Here is an 18,016-nt window from a genome sequence, read left to right as displayed (position 1 = left end):
CTGTGGCGCTGCGCAGCGGATGCTAGTCACCGCTTCGTCAAATTTCAAGGATGAGCTGCCGAGCGGCGCCGGCCCGGCCTGTCCTAGGCGTTGCCGCTGGCCTGCTGCTGCAGCTTCCACATCTGCGCATACCGCCCCGCCTTCGCCAGCAGCGCCGCGTGCGTGCCCCGCTCCACGATGCGCCCCGCATCCAGCACCAGGATTTCATGCGCATCCACGACCGTGGACAGCCGGTGCGCGATCACCAGCGTGGTCTTGTTCTGCGCCACGCCTTTCAATTCCGCCTGGATCGCGCGCTCGTTCGCGGAGTCCAGCGCCGACGTCGCTTCGTCGAAGATCATGATCGGCGGGTTCTTCAGCAGCGTCCGCGCGATCGCCACGCGCTGCTTCTCGCCTCCGGACAGCTTCAGCCCACGCTCGCCGACCATCGTCTGGTAGCCCTTCGGCGTGGACGCGATGAAGTCGTGGATGCGCGCGGCGCGCGCCGCCTCTTCCACCTGCTCGTGCGTGGCGCCGGGGCGGCCGTAGGCGATGTTGTATTCCACCGTGTCGTTGAAGAGCACGGTGTCCTGCGGCACGATGCCGATGGACTGGCGCACGCTCGCCTGCGTGACTTCGCGAATGTCCTTGCCCGCGATCGTGATGCGGCCGTCCTGCACGTCGTAGAAGCGATAGAGCAATCTCGCGAGCGTGCTCTTGCCGGAACCGGACGGGCCGACCACGGCGACCGTCTTGCCGGCTGGGATCTCGAAGGTGACGTCGTGGAGGATGGGGCGGGCGGGCTCGTAGGCGAAGTTGACGTGCTCGAAAGTGACATTCCAGTTCGCGATGCCCCCACCCCCACCCTCCCCCAGCGGGGGAGGGAGCGATTCAGCACCGGGCCGGTCCGCGACTTCGCGCTCCTTCTCCATCAGCACGAACATCTTGTCCAGGTCCGTGAGGCTTTGCTTGATCTCGCGGTACAGCACCCCCAGGAAGTTCAGCGGGATGTACAGCTGGATCATGAAGGCGTTCACCATCACGAGGTCGCCCAGCGTCATGCGGCCGTCCACCACGCCCTGCGTCGCGCGCCACAGCATCGCGACCAGGCCCGTCGCGATGATCAGCTGCTGGCCGGTGTTGAGCATCGACAGCGTCGTCTGGCTCTTGAGCCGCGCGCGGCGCAGGCGCTGCAGGCTCTCGTCGTAGCGCTTCGCCTCGAAGCCCTCGTTGTTGAAGTACTTGACCGTCTCGTAGTTGATCAGCGAGTCCACCGCCTTCTGGTGCGCGGCGGAATCGAACTCGTTCGCCTCCTTGCGGAATTTCGTGCGCCACTCGGTGATGCTCACCGTGAAGGTGATGTAGACCACGAGCGCGACGAGAGTGATCCACGCGAACCACGCGTCGAACTTCACGCCCAGGATGCTGAGCACGAGGATCACTTCGATCAGTGTCGGCACGATCGAGAACAGCGAATAGGAGATCAGCGATTCGATGCCGCGCACGCCGCGCTCGATGTCGCGCGTCATGCCGCCGGTCTGCCGCTCCAGGTGGAAGCGCAGGCTGAGCGCGTGCAGGTGCTCGAAGGTCTGCAGCGCGATGCTGCGCGCCGCGCCCTGCGTCGCCTTGGAGAACACGAATTCACGCAGCTCGGTGAAAAGCGAGGTCGACAGGCGCAGCAGCCCGTACGCGATGAGCAGGCCCACCGGCACCACCAGCACCGCCGCCGGGTCGCCGGGCTTGAAGGACATCGCGTCGACCAGGGTCTTGAGCAGCACCGGCACGCCCACGTTCGCAAGCTTCGCGCCCACCATGAAGACGAGCGCGGCGACCACGCGCAGCTTGTATTGCCAGAGATACGGGAAAAGGCGTTTGAGCGTCGCCCAGTCGGTGTGGGTACGCACGGGCGTTCCCGGCGTAGCGGAAAGAGGGGGGGCGGCTAGTTCGCCGGCGCGGCGCATGGTGGACAATCGGTCGAGTTACTTCGAGAGATTGTGCCCATGTCCACGAACTCAAGCGCCTCGGCCGCCCTCCCCACCGACAAGGAGCTCGTGCTCAAGGTGATTCCCATGCCCGCCGACTGCAATGCCAACGGCGACATCTTCGGCGGCTGGGTCATGGCCCAGGTGGACCTGGCCGGCTCCGTCGTGCCGGCGCGCTACGTCGACGGCCGGATGGCGACGGTGGCCGTCAACCAGTTCATCTTCAAGCAGCCGGTGCGCGTGGGGGACATCCTGTCTTTCTTCGCATCGGTCACGCGCATCGGTACGACGTCGATCACCGTGCAGGTCGAGGTGTACGCAGAGCGCTTCCGCGCCCAGGGGCAGTACGTGAAGGTCACGGAAGCTTCGCTCACCTACGTAGCTATCGACGAAAGCGGTAAGCCGCGGCCCATTCCGCCTGCTGGACGCATGCTAACGACCTAGGGGCTGATACACCTTGCAATGTATGTGACGGCTTGCCAGAATCGTCCGGCGCGCCAACACAGCGCGGACCGATGACACAAGGAGTACGTCATGATGCGCAAGCTGCAAGGGGTGGGGATTCTCGTGGCCGGTCTCGTGCTGGCCGCGTGCGGTGGGGGCGGCGACCAAGCCGCTTCGGATGCCGGAGCGAAATTCGCGGCGGCCCCGATGGCGGTCGTCGACAAGGCCCAATGTGAAGGTCCCGCGGCCACCGGCCACCTCGAAGGCGGGCAGTGCATCGCACGGTTTCCCGGCTTGACGCCGCCGCAGGCCGCGGCGCGCCATGAGAACGCGCAGAAGCAGGGCGCCCGGAAGTCCTCTGCGCCCAAACTCGCGGCGCAGCAGCCGCTGACCACCCCCGACAAGACGGCCCTTTTCAACTGGGCGTCTTCCTCTTCGGGCTACCCGGGCATCTTCTACGGCAGTTACTTCGACGACGCCATCTACATGCCCGGCTTCGGCACGTTCAACTACCGCTATTACTCCAGCGGCAATTACCTCGCCGTGCTCGGCAGCGGCGTCTACGCCTATGGATGGGCGACGGGCTACACGATCTACTACGTGGGCACGCTCAGCGACTTCTCCTGCTATGTGTACAGCTGCGGCGGCGGTGGCGGGGGCAGCGGCGGCTCGCTCGCGGTGGGCGGCTCGGTTAACGGCGCCTTCTACACGAGCGGTGCGTATGTCGACCACACGGTCTATCTCTACGCCGGCACGACCTATACCTTCACGATGATGGCCAACACGCTGTACGACCCGTACCTGGAGCTGTACAACCCCTATGGCAACTTCGTCACCTACGACGACGACAGCGCGGGCAACCTGAACGCGCGCATCACGACGACGGCCGCCTACACGGGCTACTACATCCTTCGTGCGAGCTCCTACACCACGGGCGACACGGGCTCCTACACGCTGTACGCCACCAGCGGCACCAGCGGTGGCGGTGGCGGCGGTGGGGGCAGTGGCGGCTACATCAGCTGGACCAACAGCAACAACGGCGTGACGGTGCTGGATGCGAACAACGAAAGCTTCGCCTTCGAGGCCAACTCGCGCTGCCTGTACAGCTACAACACGCAAAGCACGACGACCAATTTCTGCCTGTACTCGGGGGCCGCCTACGGCAGCTTTGCCGGCCAATACGTGCAGGTGATGCTCGTGGCCAGCACCACGGGCGGTTGCATCGCTGCCCTGGCGGACGCCTACGGCTACCAGATCGACATCTACACCAACAACGGCGTCCAGACGGTGACCACCACGAATTCGAAGTACAACACCACGGGCTGTACGTATTAGCGACAATCGCTGCTTGCCCACACCCGACCCACTCAATTCGCCCGTCCTCCAGAGCAAGGCCCTCGTCTGGCTCCTGCTGGGCGTCACCCTGCTCTTCCTGGTGGTCCTCTGGCCGCTCAGCGGCGCGCTATCCTGGGCCGTGTTCATGGCGATCGTGTTTTCGCCGCTGCAGGAACGTTCGGCCCTCGTGTGCCGCGGGCGGCGCGGCTGGGCGGCTTTCGGGACGCTCGTGGTGATCATCGTGAGCGTCCTGCTGCCCACCGCCCTGCTCTCGGCCTCCATCACGCACGAGGCCACGGCGTTCTACGCCCGCTTCAAGTCCGGCGACATCCAGCTGGCGGAATACTTCCAGCGCTTCATCGATGTCATGCCCGCCTGGGTGCGCGGCCTGCTCGACCGCTTCGGACTGGCCGACCTTGCCGCGCTGCAGCGCAAGCTGGTCGATGCGCTGGGCACCAGCAGCCAGGCGCTCACCTCGCGCGCCTTCCTCATCGGACAGGGCACGCTCGATTTCGTCGTGAGCTTCTTCGTGATGCTCTACGTGCTCTTCTTCTTCCTGCGCGACGGTCGGGCGCTCGCGGAACGCGCGGCGGATTCGCTGCCGCTGGAACCGCGCCACACGCGCCGGCTGCTCGCGCAGTTCGCGACCGTCGTTCGCGCGACCGTGAAAGGCAACGTCGTCGTCGCCCTCGTGCAGGGCACGTTAGGCGGCCTTGCATTCTGGGTGCTGGGCGTGAATGGCGCGCTGCTCTGGGGCGCGCTCATGGCGCTGCTGTCGCTGCTCCCCGCGGTCGGCGCGGCGCTGGTGTGGGGGCCCGTCGCGCTCTACCTGCTGTCCGTCGGCTCGACTTGGCAGGGCGTCGCGCTCGCGCTGTGGGGTGTGCTCGTGATCGGGCTCGTGGACAACGTCCTTCGCCCCATCCTCGTAGGCAAGGAGACGCGCCTGCCCGACTACCTGGTGCTGGTCGCGACGCTGGGCGGCCTGTCGGCCTTCGGATTGAACGGCTTCGTGATCGGCCCGGTGATCGCGGCGATCTTCCTCGCGACCTGGGAGATCTTCGTGGAGACGCGCAAGGAAGGTTGACGGATTGCGGGTCGAGCCCGCAATGACGGACCTCGCCTTATTTGCGCTTGCTCTTCGCGGCGGCCGGCGCGGGCGCGGCGCTTGCCTCGCCGCCCATCCCCTGCGCCATCCCGATCAGCACGCCGCTCGCGAGCGCCGCATAGGAATCGAGCAGCGTCTGCGCCGCCTTCATTCCCGCGGCGCGTCCCTGCTTCAACGCGTTCTGCGCGTGGTCGGTAAGTTCGCCGATGGTTTCCGCCGCGTGCGCGCCGGTGCCGCTGCCCTTGACCTGCAGCTTGTCCAGCGCCTGCTGCCACATCCCCTGCAAGGGGTTGGAGGTGTCGCCCACCGCCTTGCGCACGGTCGAGAAGAACATCTCTTCCATCTTCTCGATGTCGCCCATCGCCTTTTTCACCTGCGTCTCGCGCAGGCCGGCGCCGTATTCCATCAACTGGTTGAGCGCGCGGCGATTCGCCTCGACGGCCTGCAGCAGCGCGGCGTCCATGCCGGCCACGGCTTTTTCGAGCAATGGAGCCATCTGCTGCGGGCCCAGCGGGTTCTGGCCGGCGCCCTGCGCCGCGGCAGCGCTCACCTTCTCGACCACGCCCTTGATGTTCTTCAGCGTGAGCTCGCGGCCCTGCAGGGCCTTGAGCGTCGCCTGCTGCACGGCGGTGCGCAGCTGTTCGCCCTGCCGCGCCGAAGCTTCGGCGAATTGTTGGATCAATGCATCCTGGTCGAATCCGAACTTGGCCATGGCAGCTCCTCGCGGCATGTGATTGGAGTTGAGACTATACGTTGCAATCAGGACACGATGTAAGCCCCGGCGCCGTCGAGACCCACTTACCCTGCCCGTCGTGGAGGGCCGCGGGGAAATCGGGCTCGGATCGCACGGTCATGTCACCACCGCGGCGAATGCCGCTCCTATACTCAGGCGCTCCGTCCTCCCCATGCGCCAACTGCTTGCCCATTTCCTTCTCGTGCTGGTTGCGCTGGGTCTCCCCGCGCCGCAGGCATGGGCGCAGGCGCCCACGGAGTCCTCGGTCAAGGCGGCCTTCCTCCTCAAGTTCGGCGCTTTCGTGGAATGGCCCGCGGGCGTGTTCGCGCGCCCGGACCAGCCCATCGTCATCGGCGTCGCGGGCGACGAAGCCATCGCCGCGGACCTCGAACGACTGGCCGCCGGCCGCCAGGTCGAGGGGCATCCCGTCATCGTTCGCCGGGTCGCGGACAGCGCGGCCGGTGCCGGCCTCCATGTGCTGTACGTGGCGCCGCGCCGCGAAAGCCGGCTGCAGGAGCTGCTGGACACGGTCACCCGGCCCGTGCTCGTCGTGACCTCCCAGGCGGACGGCCTGCAGCATGGCGGCGTCATCAACTTCATCACCGAGGGCGGCCGCGTGCGGTTCGCGGCTTCGCTCACCGCCGCGGACACACGCGGCATCAAGCTGAGCGCGCGCCTGCTCGCCGTCGCGCAATCGGTGGAGGGCCGCGCGCGATGAAGCTGCCCGCCGTGCGCTCGATCAGGCAGAAGCTCAACTTCATCCTGCTGGCCACCACGCTCGCCGCGCTGCTCATCGCCGGCATCGCGCTCGTGCTGTTCGACCTGCGCAGCGAGCTGCGCTCGATCGAGAACGACCTCGTCACCCAGGCCGACATCATGGGCCTCGTCAACGGGCCCGCGCTCTCCTTCGACGACCCCCGCGTCGCCGCGGAAAACCTTCGCGTGCTGCGCCTGAAGCCCAACCTCGCCGCCGCCGCGCTCTACGGCGCGAAGGGCAAGCTTTTCGCGTCTTATGTCGACACGGCCGCCGAGGGGGTCGCCGTGCCGTCCGTGGCCGGCACGCCCGGCGTGAGCTTCGATTCGCAATGGGTCAGCGTGTGGCGGCCCGTGCTCATGGGCAAGGAGCCCGTGGGCATGATGTACCTGCAGGCCCGCCACGAGCTGCTGGACCGCGCCTTCGACTACCTCGGCGTGCTGGCCATGGTGCTCACGGGCAGCCTGGTCGCGGCGCTCCTGCTCTCCAACCGCCTGCAGGCCGCATTGACCGGCCCGCTGCTGGCCATCAGCGAAGTCGCGCGGCAGATCCGCCACGGGGAAAGCCTCGCCGCGCGCGCGCCGATCGAGGACGACGACGAGATCGGCGAGCTGGCCGGCGTGTTCAACGCGATGCTCGACGAACTCGCGCTGCGCGCGCAGACGCTGCAGCAGGCGAACGAGGCGCTGCAGCAGAGCGACGAGCGCTACCAGCTCGCGGTGCGCGGCTCGAGCGCGGGCCTCTGGGACTGGGACATGGTGGCCGACACCATGTTCTATTCCCCGCGTTTCAAGGCGCTGCTCGGCTACGACGCGCAGGAGTTCCCCGACCTGCCCAGCTCGCTCGTGAACATCATGCATGCGGACGACGTGCCGCGCATCCGCAGCGCCCTGCGCGACCACATCGCGCACGACGCGCCCTACCAGTTCGAGTGCAGGCTGCGGCTGAAATCGGGGGAATGGCGCTGGTTCCTCGTCACCGGCATGGCGCAGCGCAACGCGATGGGCAAGGCCTTCCGCATGGCGGGCTCGGTGATCGACGTGACCGAACGCAAGATGGCCGAGCAGGTGCTGCAGGAGTCCAACCGCGCGAAGGACGAATTCATCGCCACGCTCGCGCATGAGCTGCGCAACCCGCTCGCCCCGATCCGCACGGGCCTGGAAATCCTCAAGAAGGACACCGCCAACGGCCCGGCGTCGCAGCGCGCGCGCGACACCATGGAGCGGCAGCTCGCGCACATGATCCGCCTCATCGACGACCTGCTGGACATCTCGCGCATCAACAGCGGCAAGATCCGGCTGGAGCCGGGCCGCATCCGCCTCTCCGGCGCGCTGGAAAGCGCGGTGGAGATCAGCCGCCCCGCGATGGAGGCGCGCGGCCACGAGCTGACCGTGCGGCTGCCGGCGCCGGACATCGAGCTGATGGGCGATGCGACACGTATCGCGCAGGCCGTGGGCAACCTCCTCAACAACGCCGCCAAGTACACACCGCCGCGCGGCCACGTGAAGCTCGAGGCGCGGCAGGAGGGCGGCGCCGCGGTGATCGAGGTGAGCGACGACGGCGTCGGCATCCCGCCCGAGATGCTGGAAACCGTGTTCTCCCTCTTCACGCAGGTGGGCCGCACGCTCGACCGCGCGCAGGGCGGATTGGGCATCGGCCTGTACCTGGTGCGCAGCCTGGTCGAGCTGCACCGCGGCACCGTCACGGCGCACAGCGACGGCCCCGGCCAGGGCAGCCGCTTCACCATCCGCATCCCCTGCCTGCTGCGCGCCGCGCCGGTGGCCGAGCCGCAGGAGCCGGTGGCTGCCGCGCCCGCCGGCGGCATGAAGGTGCTGGTGGTGGACGACAACGAGGACGCCGCGGAAACGCTGGCCACGGTGCTGGAAATGACGGGCCGCAGCACGAAGACCGTCTTCACCGGCGAGGACGTGCAGGCGGCGGCCGAGGCCTTCCGTCCCGACGTCGTGCTGCTGGACATCGGCCTGCCCGGCATCAGCGGCTACCAGGTCGCCCGGCAGCTGCGCGCGGACCCGCGTTTCGCCCGCACCGTGCTGATCGCCGTCACCGGCTGGGGTAGCGCCGACGACCGCCGCAGGTCCGCCGAGGCCGGCTTCGACGAACACCTGACAAAACCGATCGACCTGGCAGCCCTTGAGCCGCTGCTGGCAAAGCTAAGCTCCGCGCCCTCCGCGTAACCTTCGCGTCCTCTGCGTCCTCTGCGTCCTCTGCGTCCTCTGCGTCCAAAAGTAGCCGGCGAGCGCCTGGAACCCATTTGCCGGACAATCCCGGATTCGACCCCGTTTTTAGAGGAATCACGCGATGAGCTACCCCAACACCCAACTCTTCATCAACGGCGAGTGGCAGGATGCCGCGGACGGCAAGACCATCGCCGTCTTCAACCCGGCCACCGGCAAGGAAATCGGCCGCGTCGCGCATGCGTCCACCGCCGACCTGGACCGCGCGCTGTCCGCCACGGTCAAGGGGTTCGAAAAATGGCGTGACACGCCCGCCATCGAGCGCAACAAGATCATGCGCAAGGCCGCCGGCCTGATGCGCGAGCGCGCGGCCGCCATCGGCGCGATCCTCACGCAGGAGCAGGGCAAGCCCCTGGTCGAAGCCAAGGGCGAGGCCATGGCCGCCGCCGACATCATCGAATGGTTCGCCGACGAAGGCCTGCGCACCTACGGCCGCATCGTGCCGTCGCGCTTCAACCTCGCCGCGCGCCAGATGGTCCTGAAGGACCCGGTCGGCCCCGTCGCCGCGTTCACCCCGTGGAACTTCCCGATCAACCAGGTGGTGCGCAAGATGGCCGCCGCGCTCGCCACCGGCTGCTCGATGATCGTGAAGGCGCCGGAAGAAACCCCGGCCGCGCCCGCCGAGCTGATCCGCGCCTTCCACGACGCCGGCCTGCCGCCCGGCGTGCTGGGCCTGGTGTACGGCAACCCGGCCGACATCTCCAACTACCTGATCCCGCACCCGGTGATCCGCAAGATCACCTTCACCGGCTCCACGCCGGTGGGCAAGCAGCTCGCCGCGCTCGCGGGCAAGTACATGAAGCGCGTGACCATGGAGCTCGGCGGCCACGCCCCGGTGATCGTCGCGGAAGACGCGGACATCGCGCTGGCCGTCAAGTCCGCCGGCGCGGCCAAGTTCCGCAACGCGGGCCAGGTGTGCATCTCGCCCACGCGCTTCCTGGTGCACGAGAGCATCAAGAAGGACTTCGCGGCCGCGCTGGTGCAGTACTCGCAAAGCCTCAAGGTCGGCAACGGCGCCGAGGAAGGCACGACCATGGGCCCGCTCGCGAACCCGCGCCGCGTGACCGCGATGGCCGAATTCACGCAGGACGCGGTGAAGCACGGCGCGACCGTCGCCACGGGCGGCGAGCGCATCGGCGACTCCGGCAACTTCTGGCAGCCCACCATCCTCACGGACGTGCCGCTCGAAGCCAGGGTGTTCAATGACGAGCCCTTCGGCCCGATGGCCGCGATTCGCGGCTTCAACACGCTGGAAGAGGCGATCGCCGAATCCAACCGCCTGCCCTACGGCCTGGCAGGCTACGGCTTCACCAAGTCCCTGAAGAACGCGGACCTGCTCGCCCGCAAGGTGGAAGTCGGCATGATGTGGATCAACATGCCCGCCCTCCCCTCGGCCGAGATGCCTTTCGGCGGCGTGAAGGATTCCGGCTACGGCTCCGAGGGCGGCCCCGAGGCGATGGACGCGTACCTCAATGCGCGCGCCGTCACCATCATGAACGTGTAGGCCGGCCCAACGTGAAGTAGATCGTCGCGCCCAGCCCGGGCGCGGCCTCGCCCCAGACGCGCCCCCCGTGGCGCGAGACGATCCGTTGCACCACCGCGAGCCCCAGGCCCACGCCCGGGAAGTCGTCGGCCGCGTGGATGCGGTGGAAGGCCTCGAACATCTTTGACGCGTAGGCCATGTCGAAGCCCACGCCGTCGTCGCGCACGAAGTAGATCGCCTCGCCGTCGGGGCCCGCCTTGCTGCCCAGCTCGATGTGCGCGCTCTCGCGCTTCGAGGTGAACTTCCAGGCATTGTCGAGCAGGTGGAACAGCGCCTGCGACACCAGCCGCGCATCGCCGCGGACCGGCAACACCTGCGGAATGACGACATGCACGACACGATGCGGGTCGCGGCGGCGCATCGCATCGATCTCGCGCCGCGCGAGTTGCGCGAGGTCGATCCCGGCCGGCTGCAGGTCCGCACGCGAGAGGTGGGCGAGCGACAGCAGGCCGTCCGTGAGATCGCTCAGCTGGCGCACGCCGGCGCGGATGCGCCGCAGGTAGTGCAGCGATTTTTCGTCGAGCACCGCGCCCGCGCTGGCTTCCAGCGTATTGCTGAACCCGTCGATCGAGCTGAGCGGACCGCGCAGGTCGTGCGCGATCGAATAGGAGAACGCTTCCAGCTCGCGATTGGCCGATTCCAGCTGGGCGGTGCGCTGCAGCACGCGTTCCTCCAGCTCGGCGTTGAGCCGCAGGATCTCGTGGCGCGCGGCACGGGCCTCCGAGATGTCCTGCACCGCGCCCTGAAGGCGCCGCACCTGCCCCGAGCCGTCCCACTCGGCCTCGCAGATCACCCGCACCCACAGCCGGCGGCCCCGCGCGGCGACGATCTCGACCTCCGTGTCGAAGGGGCTCCCGCTGCGCAGGCACTGCGCGATCGTCGCGCGCAGGCTCTCCCTCTGCGCAGGCACCGTGAAGTCCACGGCCTGGTGCGGCGTGGGCATGAAGCCGGGGGGCACTTCGTAGATGGCGCAAGCCTCGGCGGACCATGCGAGCGTGGGCGAGCCCACTTCCCACGCCCAGGCACCGAGGCGGCCCACCTGGGCGGCCAGGTGCAGCATCGACTGCATGTCGCGCAGCTGCTGCTCCGCGCCCTTGCGTTCGGTGATGTCCAGCACCTGCGTCACGAAAAAGAGCGGCGCGCCCTGATGGTCCCGCGCGAGCGTGCAGCTGAAGTCGGCCCACACCGCATGCCCATGCTTGTGCATGTAGCGCTTGTCGCGCCGGTAGCTTTCCTTGGCGCCGTCGAGCAGGAGCGCGAACTGCCGCCAGTCCTCGTCGATGTCCTCCGGGTGCACAAGCTCGCGCATGGACATCCCTTCGAGCTCCTGCGCGCTGTAGCCGACGAACTGGCAGAACGCGCGGTTCACGGCCAGCCGCTTGTGGTCCAGCCCGAGCACCGTCATGCCCACCAGCGCGTCCTCGAACGCCCCCGCGTACTGGCGCAGGCGCGCCTCGCGCTCGCGGGGGGCGGACACGTTGAGGGGGAGCGGGCCGGCGCCGGTCATGGCCCGAGATTGGACCCGAGTGCGCGCGCGGGCGCAAGTTCGATTCGCTTCGGATCGGCTCAGGGCCGGGTGAGGTGCGGATGCCGCGCGAACAGCTCGGCCGCCCAGTCGACGAACGCGCGCGTCTTGGCGTTCAGGTGGCGGTTGGGCGGATACACCACGTGCACCGCCAGCGCCGGCCGCTTCCAGTCCGCCAGGACTTCCACCAGTTCGCCGCTGGCGAGGTAGGGCGCCGCCGCGAACACCGCGGTCTGCGAGACGCCCAGGCCCGCCAGGATCGCCATGGTGTGCGCATTGCTGTCGTTCACCGCGACCTTGTAGCGGGCGGTGAGCTCCAGCGTCTCGCCGTCCTTCTCGAAGACGTGCGGATGCGGCCGCCCGGTGGCGGAGGAAAAGAAGCTCACCGTGCGGTGATTGCCGTTCTCCAGCTCGGAGGGGTGCAGGGGCGTGCCGTGCAGCTTCAGGTAGCCGGGCGACGCCACGGTGAGCAGCGACAGGTTCCCGATGCGCCGCGCGACGAGCGACTGGTCGGTGAGGTCGCCCACGCGGATCACGGCGTCCACGTTGTCGCTGATCAGGTCGACCACGCGGTCGCTCACGCCCAGGTCCAGCTGGATGTCCGGGTAGCGCTCGTAGAAGCCGGGCAGCGCGGGCACCACGATGTGCCGCGCCACCGATGCGCCCACGTCCACGCGCAGCCGCCCGCTGGGCGAGGCCTGCGCGTTGGCCATGCCGGCCTCGATGTCGTCCAGGTCGTTGAGCAGGCGCGCGGTGCGCTCGTAATACGCCGCGCCGTCGGGTGTGACGGTCACGCGGCGCGTGGTGCGATTGAGCAGCTTGACCTTCAGCCGTCCTTCCAGGTGCTGGACGAGCTTCGTCACGGTGCCCTTGGGGAGGGCGAGCGACTCCGCCGCCTTGGTGAAGCTGCCCGCTTCCACCACGCGCACGAACACACGCATCGTCTGTATCTGGTCCATCGGCCCTCCTGGCTCGCAACCCCGGCATTGTTCCCGGATTGGAAACACAGAACTGGCGGGAGGGGTCTTTATCCGCAGGCGGGGCGTGCCTATATTCGACGCATGGAAAAGGACACCACCCTCGATACGCCCGGCCGCGCACCGATGCAGGCGCGCATCTACGGGCGCAAACGCGCCGGGACGGGCTCGCCGGTGGTGCTGCACTTCCACGGCGGCGCCTTCGTGAGCGGCGACCTCGACAGCGGCGCGTGCATGGCCCGCCTGCTGGAAGAGGCAGGCGCGGTCGTCGTGTCGGTGGCCTACCCGCTCGCCCCGGAACACCGCTTTCCCGATGCGGTGGAAGCGGGCTACGCCGCGCTGGAATGGATATACAAGCAGCGCACCAAACTGGGCGGCGCCGGTGCGCGCGTGCACCTGGCGGGTGACGAAGCGGGCGGCAACCTGGCCGCGGCCGTGGCGATGGTTGCGCGAGACCGCGGCCATCCGCCGCTCGCCGGCCAGATCCTGGTGGCGCCGATGCTGGACCCGTGCGTGGGCACGGCGTCCCTGCGCGAAACCATGGCGTGCGGCACGGCCTGCAAGTGGGCCGATGGCTGGCAGCAATACCTGCGCAAGCCGAACGACGCCGAGCATCCCTACGCGGTGCCGGCCCACGCGACGCGGCTGGCCGGCCTGCCGCCCGCCCTCGTCCTGAGCGCCGCGGACGACCCGATGCGCGACGAGGCCGTGGCCTATGCGCAGCGGCTGCAGGCCGCGGGCATCGCCGTCACGAGCGGAATGATCCCCCAGGAAACGGGCTGGCCCGATGCCTTGGCGGACAGCTGTTCGCAGCGTCCCTGCCAGGCTGCGGTGCTCGGCCACCTGCGCACGTTCCTTAACGCAGCGACGCCGCCGCCCCACTAACGACCCTTCGATTGACATTGACACGGTGTCCATCCCGAGACTTCTCGGAACGGCGCCGATGGCCCCGCTTTGCCCGGACATTTTGAAAAGGAAGAAACCATGACCGACAACCACGACGACAACAAGACCCACTCGCCTCGCCAGCGGCGGCTGTGGGCTTCGGTGGGCGCGCTCACCGCATTCACCGCCATCGCTTCGGCGGTGGTGGGCCTGGGCGGCCCGAAGGCACAGGCCACCGCCAACGAAGCGGCCGCGCAGGCCGTCCCCGTCTCGGTGGCCGCCGTGGCGGAACGCGAGGTCACCGCGTGGGACGAATTCTCCGGGCGCCTCGAAGCGGTCGAACGCGTCGACGTGCGCTCGCGCGTCGCCGGCGCGATCCAGGCCGTGCACTTCCGCGAAGGCGCGCTGGTGCAAAAAGGCGACCTGCTGATCACCATCGACCCCGCCCCCTACGCGGCAGAAGTCGAGCGCGCGGACGCGCAGGTCGGCGCCGCGCAGGCGCGCCTCACGCATGCGCAGAGCGACCACGAACGCGCGCAGCGCCTGTGGGACGACAAGGCGATCTCGCAGCGCGAATACGAAGACCGGCTCAACGGGCTGCGCGAGGCTCAGGCCAACCTGCGCGCGGCGCAGGCCCTGCGCGAAAGCGCGCGCCTGAGCCTGGGCTACACGCAGGTGCGCGCGCCCGTGTCCGGGCGCATCGGTAAACTCGAAGTGACGACGGGCAACCTCGTCGCGGCCGGCCCCGGCGCGCCCGTCCTCACCACGCTGGTGTCGGTGAGCCCGATCTACGCGAGCTTCGACACCGACGAACAGATCGTCACCAAGGCCCTGGGCAGCATGCCCGGCGGCTCCAGCGCGCGCACGCTGATCGGCAACATCCCCGTGCAGATGGGCACCAGTGCAAGCAGCGAGACGCCCTACCAGGGGCGGCTGCAGCTGATCGACAACCAGGTCGATGCCAAGAGCGGCACCGTGCGCGTGCGCGCCGCCTTCGACAACAAGGACGGCGCGCTGATGCCCGGCCAGTTCGCGCGCATCCGCATGGGGCAGGCGCAGACCGTCCGCGCCCTGCTGGTAAACGAGCGTGCGGTCGGCACGGACCAGAACAAGAAGTACGTGCTCGTGGTCGGCGAGGGCAACAAGGCCGAGTACCGCGAAGTCACGCTCGGCGCTTCCGTCGACGGCCTGCGCATCGTGAGCAGCGGCCTGAAGACCGGCGAGCGCATCGTCGTCAACGGCCTGCAGCGCGTGCGCCCCGGCGCGGTCGTGCAGCCCCAGGCCGTCCCCATGGAAAGCAAGGCATGAACCTCTCCCGCTTCTTCATCGACCGGCCGATCTTCGCCGGCGTGCTCTCGCTGCTGGTGTTCCTCGCGGGGCTGATCGCCCTGCCGGGCCTGCCCATCTCCGAATATCCGGAAGTCGTGCCGCCCTCGGTGGTCGTGCGCGCCAACTACCCCGGCGCCAACCCGAAGGTGATCGCCGAGACAGTGGCCACGCCGCTGGAGGAATCCATCAACGGCGTGGAAGGCCTGCTCTACATGAGCAGCCAGGCCACGACCGACGGGCTGATGACGCTCAACGTCACCTTCAAGCTCGGCACCGACCCCGACAAGGCCACGCAGCTCGTGCAGAACCGCGTGGGCCAGGCCGAACCGCGCCTGCCCGAGGAAGTGCGGCGCCTGGGCGTCACCACGATCAAGAGCTCGCCCGACCTCACGATGGTGGTGCACCTGCTCTCGCCCAACCACCGCTACGACATGACCTACCTGCGCAACTACGCGCTGCTCAACGTGAAGGACCGTCTCGCGCGGGTGCAGGGCGTGGGCGACGTGCAGCTCTTCGGCTCGGGCGACTATTCGATGCGTGTCTGGCTCGACCCGCAGAAGGTCGCGCAGCGCGGCCTGTCCGCGGGCGACGTAGTGCGCGCGATCCGCGAGCAGAACGTGCAGGCGGCCGCCGGCGTGGTCGGCGCCTCGCCGGGAGTCAAGGGCGTGGACCTGCAGCTCTCCGTGAATGCGCAGGGCCGCCTGCAGACCGAGGATGAATTCGGCGACATCATCGTCAAGTCCAGCGCGGACGGCGCGGTGACGCGGCTGCGCGACGTCGCGCGGCTGGAACTCGGCGCGTCCGGCTATTCGCTGCGCTCGCTCCTGGACAACAAGGACGCCGTGGCCGTGCCGATCTTCGCCGCGCCGGGCTCCAACGCGATCCAGATCTCCGACGGCGTGCGCGCGACGATGGCGGAGCTGAAGCAATCCATGCCCGAGGGCGTGGACTACGAGATCGTCTACGACCCCACGCAATTCGTGCGCGCCTCCATCGAATCGGTGGTGCACACTCTGATCGAGGCGATCCTGCTGGTCGTGCTCGTGGTGATCCTGTTCCTGCAGACCTGGCGCGCGTCGGTGATCCCGCTGCTGGCCGTCCCGATCTCCGTCGTGGGCACCTTCGCCGTGATGCACCTCTTCGGCTTCTCGATCAACGCGCTCAGCCTCTTCGGGCTGGTGCTGGCGATCGGCATCGTGGTGGACGACGCGATCGTCGTCGTGGAGAACGTGGAGCGCAACATCGAGGCTGGCCTCTCTCCGCGCGACGCCACCTACCGCGCGATGCGCGAAGTGTCCGGGCCCATCATCGCGATCGCGCTGGTGCTGGTCGCGGTGTTCGTGCCGCTCGCGTTCATCAGCGGCCTCACCGGGCAGTTCTACCGCCAGTTCGCGCTCACCATCGCGATCTCCACGGTGATCTCAGCCGTCAACTCGCTCACGCTCTCCCCCGCGCTCGCCGCGCTGCTGCTCAAATCGCACGACGCACCCAAGGATGCGCTCACGCGCGGCATGGACCGCGTGCTGGGCCGCTTCTTCGCGGCATTCAACCGCGGCTTCGGCCGCCTGGGCAAGGGCTACTCGACAGGCGTCACCGGCGCGGTGTCGCGCAAGACGATGATGCTCGGCGTCTACCTCGTGCTGGCCGCCGCCACGGTCGGCGTGTTCAAGCTCGTGCCGCACGGCTTCGTGCCCGCGCAGGACAAGCAATACCTGATCGGCTTCGCGCAGCTGCCCGACGGCGCCACGCTGGACCGCACCGAGGAAGTGATCCGCCGCATGAGCGACATCACGCTCAAGCAGCCCGGCGTCGAACACGCGGTGTCCTTCCCCGGCCTGTCGATCAACGGCTTCACCAACAGCTCCAACGCGGGCATCGTGTTCGCGACGCTCAAGCCGTTCTCGGAGCGCCGCGGCGCGGACCAGAGCGCGGGCGCCATCGCGGGCCAGCTCAACGCCAAGTTCGGCCAGATGCAGGACGCCTTCGTCATGATGTTCCCGCCGCCCCCGGTGCAGGGCCTGGGCACGACGGGCGGCTTCAAGCTGCAGCTGGAAGACCGAGGCTCGCTCGGCTACGAGGCACTCGACGGCGCGCTGAAAGCTTTCATGGCGAAGGCGTACCAGGCGCCCGAACTCGCGGGCCTGTTCTCCAGCTTCCAGCTCAACGTGCCGCAGCTCTACGCCGACATCGACCGCACCAAGGCGCGCCAGCTCGGCGTGTCGGTGCCCGACGTGTTCGACACGATGCAGATCTACCTGGGCAGCCTGTACGCCAACGACTTCAACAAGTTCGGCCGCACCTACTCCGTGCGCGTGCAGGCCGACGCGCCCTACCGCGCCCGCGCCGAGGACATCGGACTGCTGAAGGTGCGCTCGTCCACCGGCGAGATGGTGCCGCTGTCCGCGCTGATGAACGTGAAGCCGAGCTTCGGCCCGGAACGCGCACAGCGCTACAACGGCTACCTCACCGCCGACATCAACGGCGGGCCTGCGCCCGGCTACTCGTCGGGCCAGGCACAGGAAGCCGTGAAGCGCATCGCCGCGGAGACGCTGCCCAAGGGCATCTCCTTCGAATGGACCGAGCTCACCTACCAGGAAATCCTCGCGGGCAACTCCGCGGCCTGGGTGTTCCCGCTCGCGATCCTGCTGGTCTTCCTCGTGCTCGCGGCACAGTACGAAAGCCTCACGCTGCCGATCTCGATCATCCTGATCGTGCCCATGAGCCTGCTGGCCGCGATGACCGGCGTCTGGCTCTCGCGCGGGGACAGCAACGTCTTCACGCAGATCGGGCTGATGGTGCTGGTGGGGTTGTCCGCGAAGAACGCGATCCTGATCGTGGAATTCGCGCGCGAGCTGGAATTCGCGGGGCGCACGCCGGTTCAGGCTGCGATCGAGGCCGCGCGCCTGCGGCTGCGGCCCATCCTGATGACGTCGCTCGCGTTCGTCATGGGCGTGCTGCCACTGGTGCTCTCCACCGGCGCAGGTTCGGAGATGCGGCAGGCCATGGGCATCGCCGTGTTCTCCGGGATGATCGGCGTCACGGCCTTCGGCCTGTTCCTCACGCCCGTGTTCTACGTCGCGCTGCGCGCGCTCGCCGGCAACCGCCCGCTGAAGCTGCACGGCGAAGTCCCGCACGCCGAAGCGTTCGCCACCCCGGCCCTCGAATCATGA

Annotated in this window: 13 protein-coding genes; 9 read left to right on the top strand and 4 right to left on the bottom strand. The window is 68.4% G+C overall.

Going from position 1 to position 18,016, the window contains the following annotated elements; translation table 11 throughout:
* Positions 1-83: 83 nt before the first annotated feature.
* Positions 84-1,940 carry an ABCB family ABC transporter ATP-binding protein/permease gene (locus tag I5803_RS17705; RefSeq protein WP_196988607.1) on the bottom strand — a complete coding sequence of 619 codons (1,857 nt, stop codon included), beginning with the start codon at positions 1,938-1,940 and terminating at the stop codon, positions 84-86.
* Positions 1,941-1,979: 39 nt separating this feature from the next.
* Between I5803_RS17705 and I5803_RS17700 the strand changes: the two genes are divergently transcribed.
* The 3 genes from I5803_RS17700 to I5803_RS17690 all read left to right on the top strand — a co-directional run bounded on the left by I5803_RS17700 (position 1,980) and on the right by I5803_RS17690 (position 4,824).
* Positions 1,980-2,405 (top strand): acyl-CoA thioesterase, encoded by a 426-nt coding sequence (locus I5803_RS17700; protein WP_196987640.1) that lies wholly within the window; start codon positions 1,980-1,982, stop codon positions 2,403-2,405.
* A 90-nt stretch (positions 2,406-2,495) separates the two neighbouring features.
* Positions 2,496-3,740 (top strand): hypothetical protein, encoded by a 1,245-nt coding sequence (locus tag I5803_RS17695; RefSeq protein WP_196987639.1) that lies wholly within the window; start codon positions 2,496-2,498, stop codon positions 3,738-3,740.
* A 13-nt stretch (positions 3,741-3,753) separates the two neighbouring features.
* Positions 3,754-4,824: an AI-2E family transporter gene (locus I5803_RS17690; RefSeq protein ID WP_196987638.1), complete on the top strand. Its 1,071-nt coding sequence runs from the start codon at positions 3,754-3,756 to the stop codon at positions 4,822-4,824.
* 37 nt (positions 4,825-4,861) lie between these two features.
* Here the strand turns inward: I5803_RS17690 and I5803_RS17685 are convergent, their stop codons facing one another.
* Positions 4,862-5,557 (bottom strand): DUF6781 family protein, encoded by a 696-nt coding sequence (locus I5803_RS17685; protein ID WP_196987637.1) that lies wholly within the window; start codon positions 5,555-5,557, stop codon positions 4,862-4,864.
* A gap of 193 nt (positions 5,558-5,750) precedes the next feature.
* Here I5803_RS17685 and I5803_RS17680 point away from each other — a divergent pair, with 193 nt between their 5' ends.
* The 3 genes from I5803_RS17680 (at position 5,751) to I5803_RS17670 (ending at position 10,091) form a co-directional block, all read left to right on the top strand.
* Complete coding sequence (locus I5803_RS17680) at positions 5,751-6,296, top strand: TOL_0243 family YfiR-like periplasmic protein (protein WP_196987636.1); 546 nt, start codon at positions 5,751-5,753, stop codon at positions 6,294-6,296.
* On the top strand, positions 6,293-8,527 hold the full coding sequence (locus I5803_RS17675; protein ID WP_196987635.1) for a sensor histidine kinase, YfiR-like protein-associated: 2,235 nt from the start codon (positions 6,293-6,295) through the stop codon (positions 8,525-8,527). The genes I5803_RS17680 and I5803_RS17675 overlap by 4 nt, the downstream gene beginning before the upstream one ends.
* A gap of 124 nt (positions 8,528-8,651) precedes the next feature.
* Positions 8,652-10,091: an NAD-dependent succinate-semialdehyde dehydrogenase gene (locus I5803_RS17670; protein ID WP_196987634.1), complete on the top strand. Its 1,440-nt coding sequence runs from the start codon at positions 8,652-8,654 to the stop codon at positions 10,089-10,091.
* Here the strand turns inward: I5803_RS17670 and I5803_RS17665 are convergent.
* Together I5803_RS17665 and I5803_RS17660 are read right to left on the bottom strand one after the other, a co-directional pair.
* Positions 10,078-11,637, bottom strand: a complete 1,560-nt coding sequence (locus I5803_RS17665) for a sensor histidine kinase (RefSeq protein WP_196987633.1) — start codon at positions 11,635-11,637, stop codon at positions 10,078-10,080. The two genes, I5803_RS17670 and I5803_RS17665, sit on opposite strands and share 14 nt — an antisense overlap.
* Positions 11,638-11,696: 59 nt before the next feature.
* Complete coding sequence (locus I5803_RS17660) at positions 11,697-12,614, bottom strand: LysR family transcriptional regulator (protein WP_196987632.1); 918 nt, start codon at positions 12,612-12,614, stop codon at positions 11,697-11,699.
* Between the two features lie 102 nt (positions 12,615-12,716).
* On the opposite strand from I5803_RS17660, the gene I5803_RS17655 reads away from it, so the two are divergent.
* The 3 genes from I5803_RS17655 (at position 12,717) to I5803_RS17645 (ending at position 18,016) form a co-directional block, all read left to right on the top strand.
* Positions 12,717-13,517 carry an alpha/beta hydrolase gene (locus I5803_RS17655; RefSeq protein ID WP_196987631.1) on the top strand — a complete coding sequence of 267 codons (801 nt, stop codon included), beginning with the start codon at positions 12,717-12,719 and terminating at the stop codon, positions 13,515-13,517.
* A 99-nt stretch (positions 13,518-13,616) separates the two neighbouring features.
* Positions 13,617-14,825, top strand: coding sequence for an efflux RND transporter periplasmic adaptor subunit (locus I5803_RS17650; protein ID WP_196987630.1), 1,209 nt, complete (start codon positions 13,617-13,619; stop codon positions 14,823-14,825).
* The gene (locus I5803_RS17645; protein WP_196987629.1) at positions 14,822-18,016 is read left to right on the top strand and encodes an efflux RND transporter permease subunit; all 3,195 of its coding nucleotides are present in this window, start codon (positions 14,822-14,824) and stop codon (positions 18,014-18,016) included. Before I5803_RS17650 ends, I5803_RS17645 begins: the two co-directional genes overlap by 4 nt.

Source organism: Caenimonas aquaedulcis, from assembly GCF_015831345.1.
In the GTDB taxonomy this organism is placed as follows: domain Bacteria; phylum Pseudomonadota; class Gammaproteobacteria; order Burkholderiales; family Burkholderiaceae_C; genus Ramlibacter; species Ramlibacter aquaedulcis.
The sequence above is the reverse complement of the archived record's forward strand: the minus strand, read 5'-3'. Positions and strand labels throughout refer to the sequence as shown.

Coding starts and splice junctions, on each gene's coding strand:
- I5803_RS17705 (WP_196988607.1), bottom strand. CDS start 1,940: ATGCGCCGCGCCGGCGAACTAGCCGCCCCCCCTCTTTCCGCTACGCCG.
- I5803_RS17700 (WP_196987640.1), top strand. CDS start 1,980: ATGTCCACGAACTCAAGCGCCTCGGCCGCCCTCCCCACCGACAAGGAG.
- I5803_RS17695 (WP_196987639.1), top strand. CDS start 2,496: ATGATGCGCAAGCTGCAAGGGGTGGGGATTCTCGTGGCCGGTCTCGTG.
- I5803_RS17685 (WP_196987637.1), bottom strand. CDS start 5,557: ATGGCCAAGTTCGGATTCGACCAGGATGCATTGATCCAACAATTCGCC.
- I5803_RS17680 (WP_196987636.1), top strand. CDS start 5,751: ATGCGCCAACTGCTTGCCCATTTCCTTCTCGTGCTGGTTGCGCTGGGT.
- I5803_RS17675 (WP_196987635.1), top strand. CDS start 6,293: ATGAAGCTGCCCGCCGTGCGCTCGATCAGGCAGAAGCTCAACTTCATC.
- I5803_RS17670 (WP_196987634.1), top strand. CDS start 8,652: ATGAGCTACCCCAACACCCAACTCTTCATCAACGGCGAGTGGCAGGAT.
- I5803_RS17665 (WP_196987633.1), bottom strand. CDS start 11,637: ATGACCGGCGCCGGCCCGCTCCCCCTCAACGTGTCCGCCCCCCGCGAG.
- I5803_RS17660 (WP_196987632.1), bottom strand. CDS start 12,614: ATGGACCAGATACAGACGATGCGTGTGTTCGTGCGCGTGGTGGAAGCG.
- I5803_RS17655 (WP_196987631.1), top strand. CDS start 12,717: ATGGAAAAGGACACCACCCTCGATACGCCCGGCCGCGCACCGATGCAG.
- I5803_RS17650 (WP_196987630.1), top strand. CDS start 13,617: ATGACCGACAACCACGACGACAACAAGACCCACTCGCCTCGCCAGCGG.
- I5803_RS17645 (WP_196987629.1), top strand. CDS start 14,822: ATGAACCTCTCCCGCTTCTTCATCGACCGGCCGATCTTCGCCGGCGTG.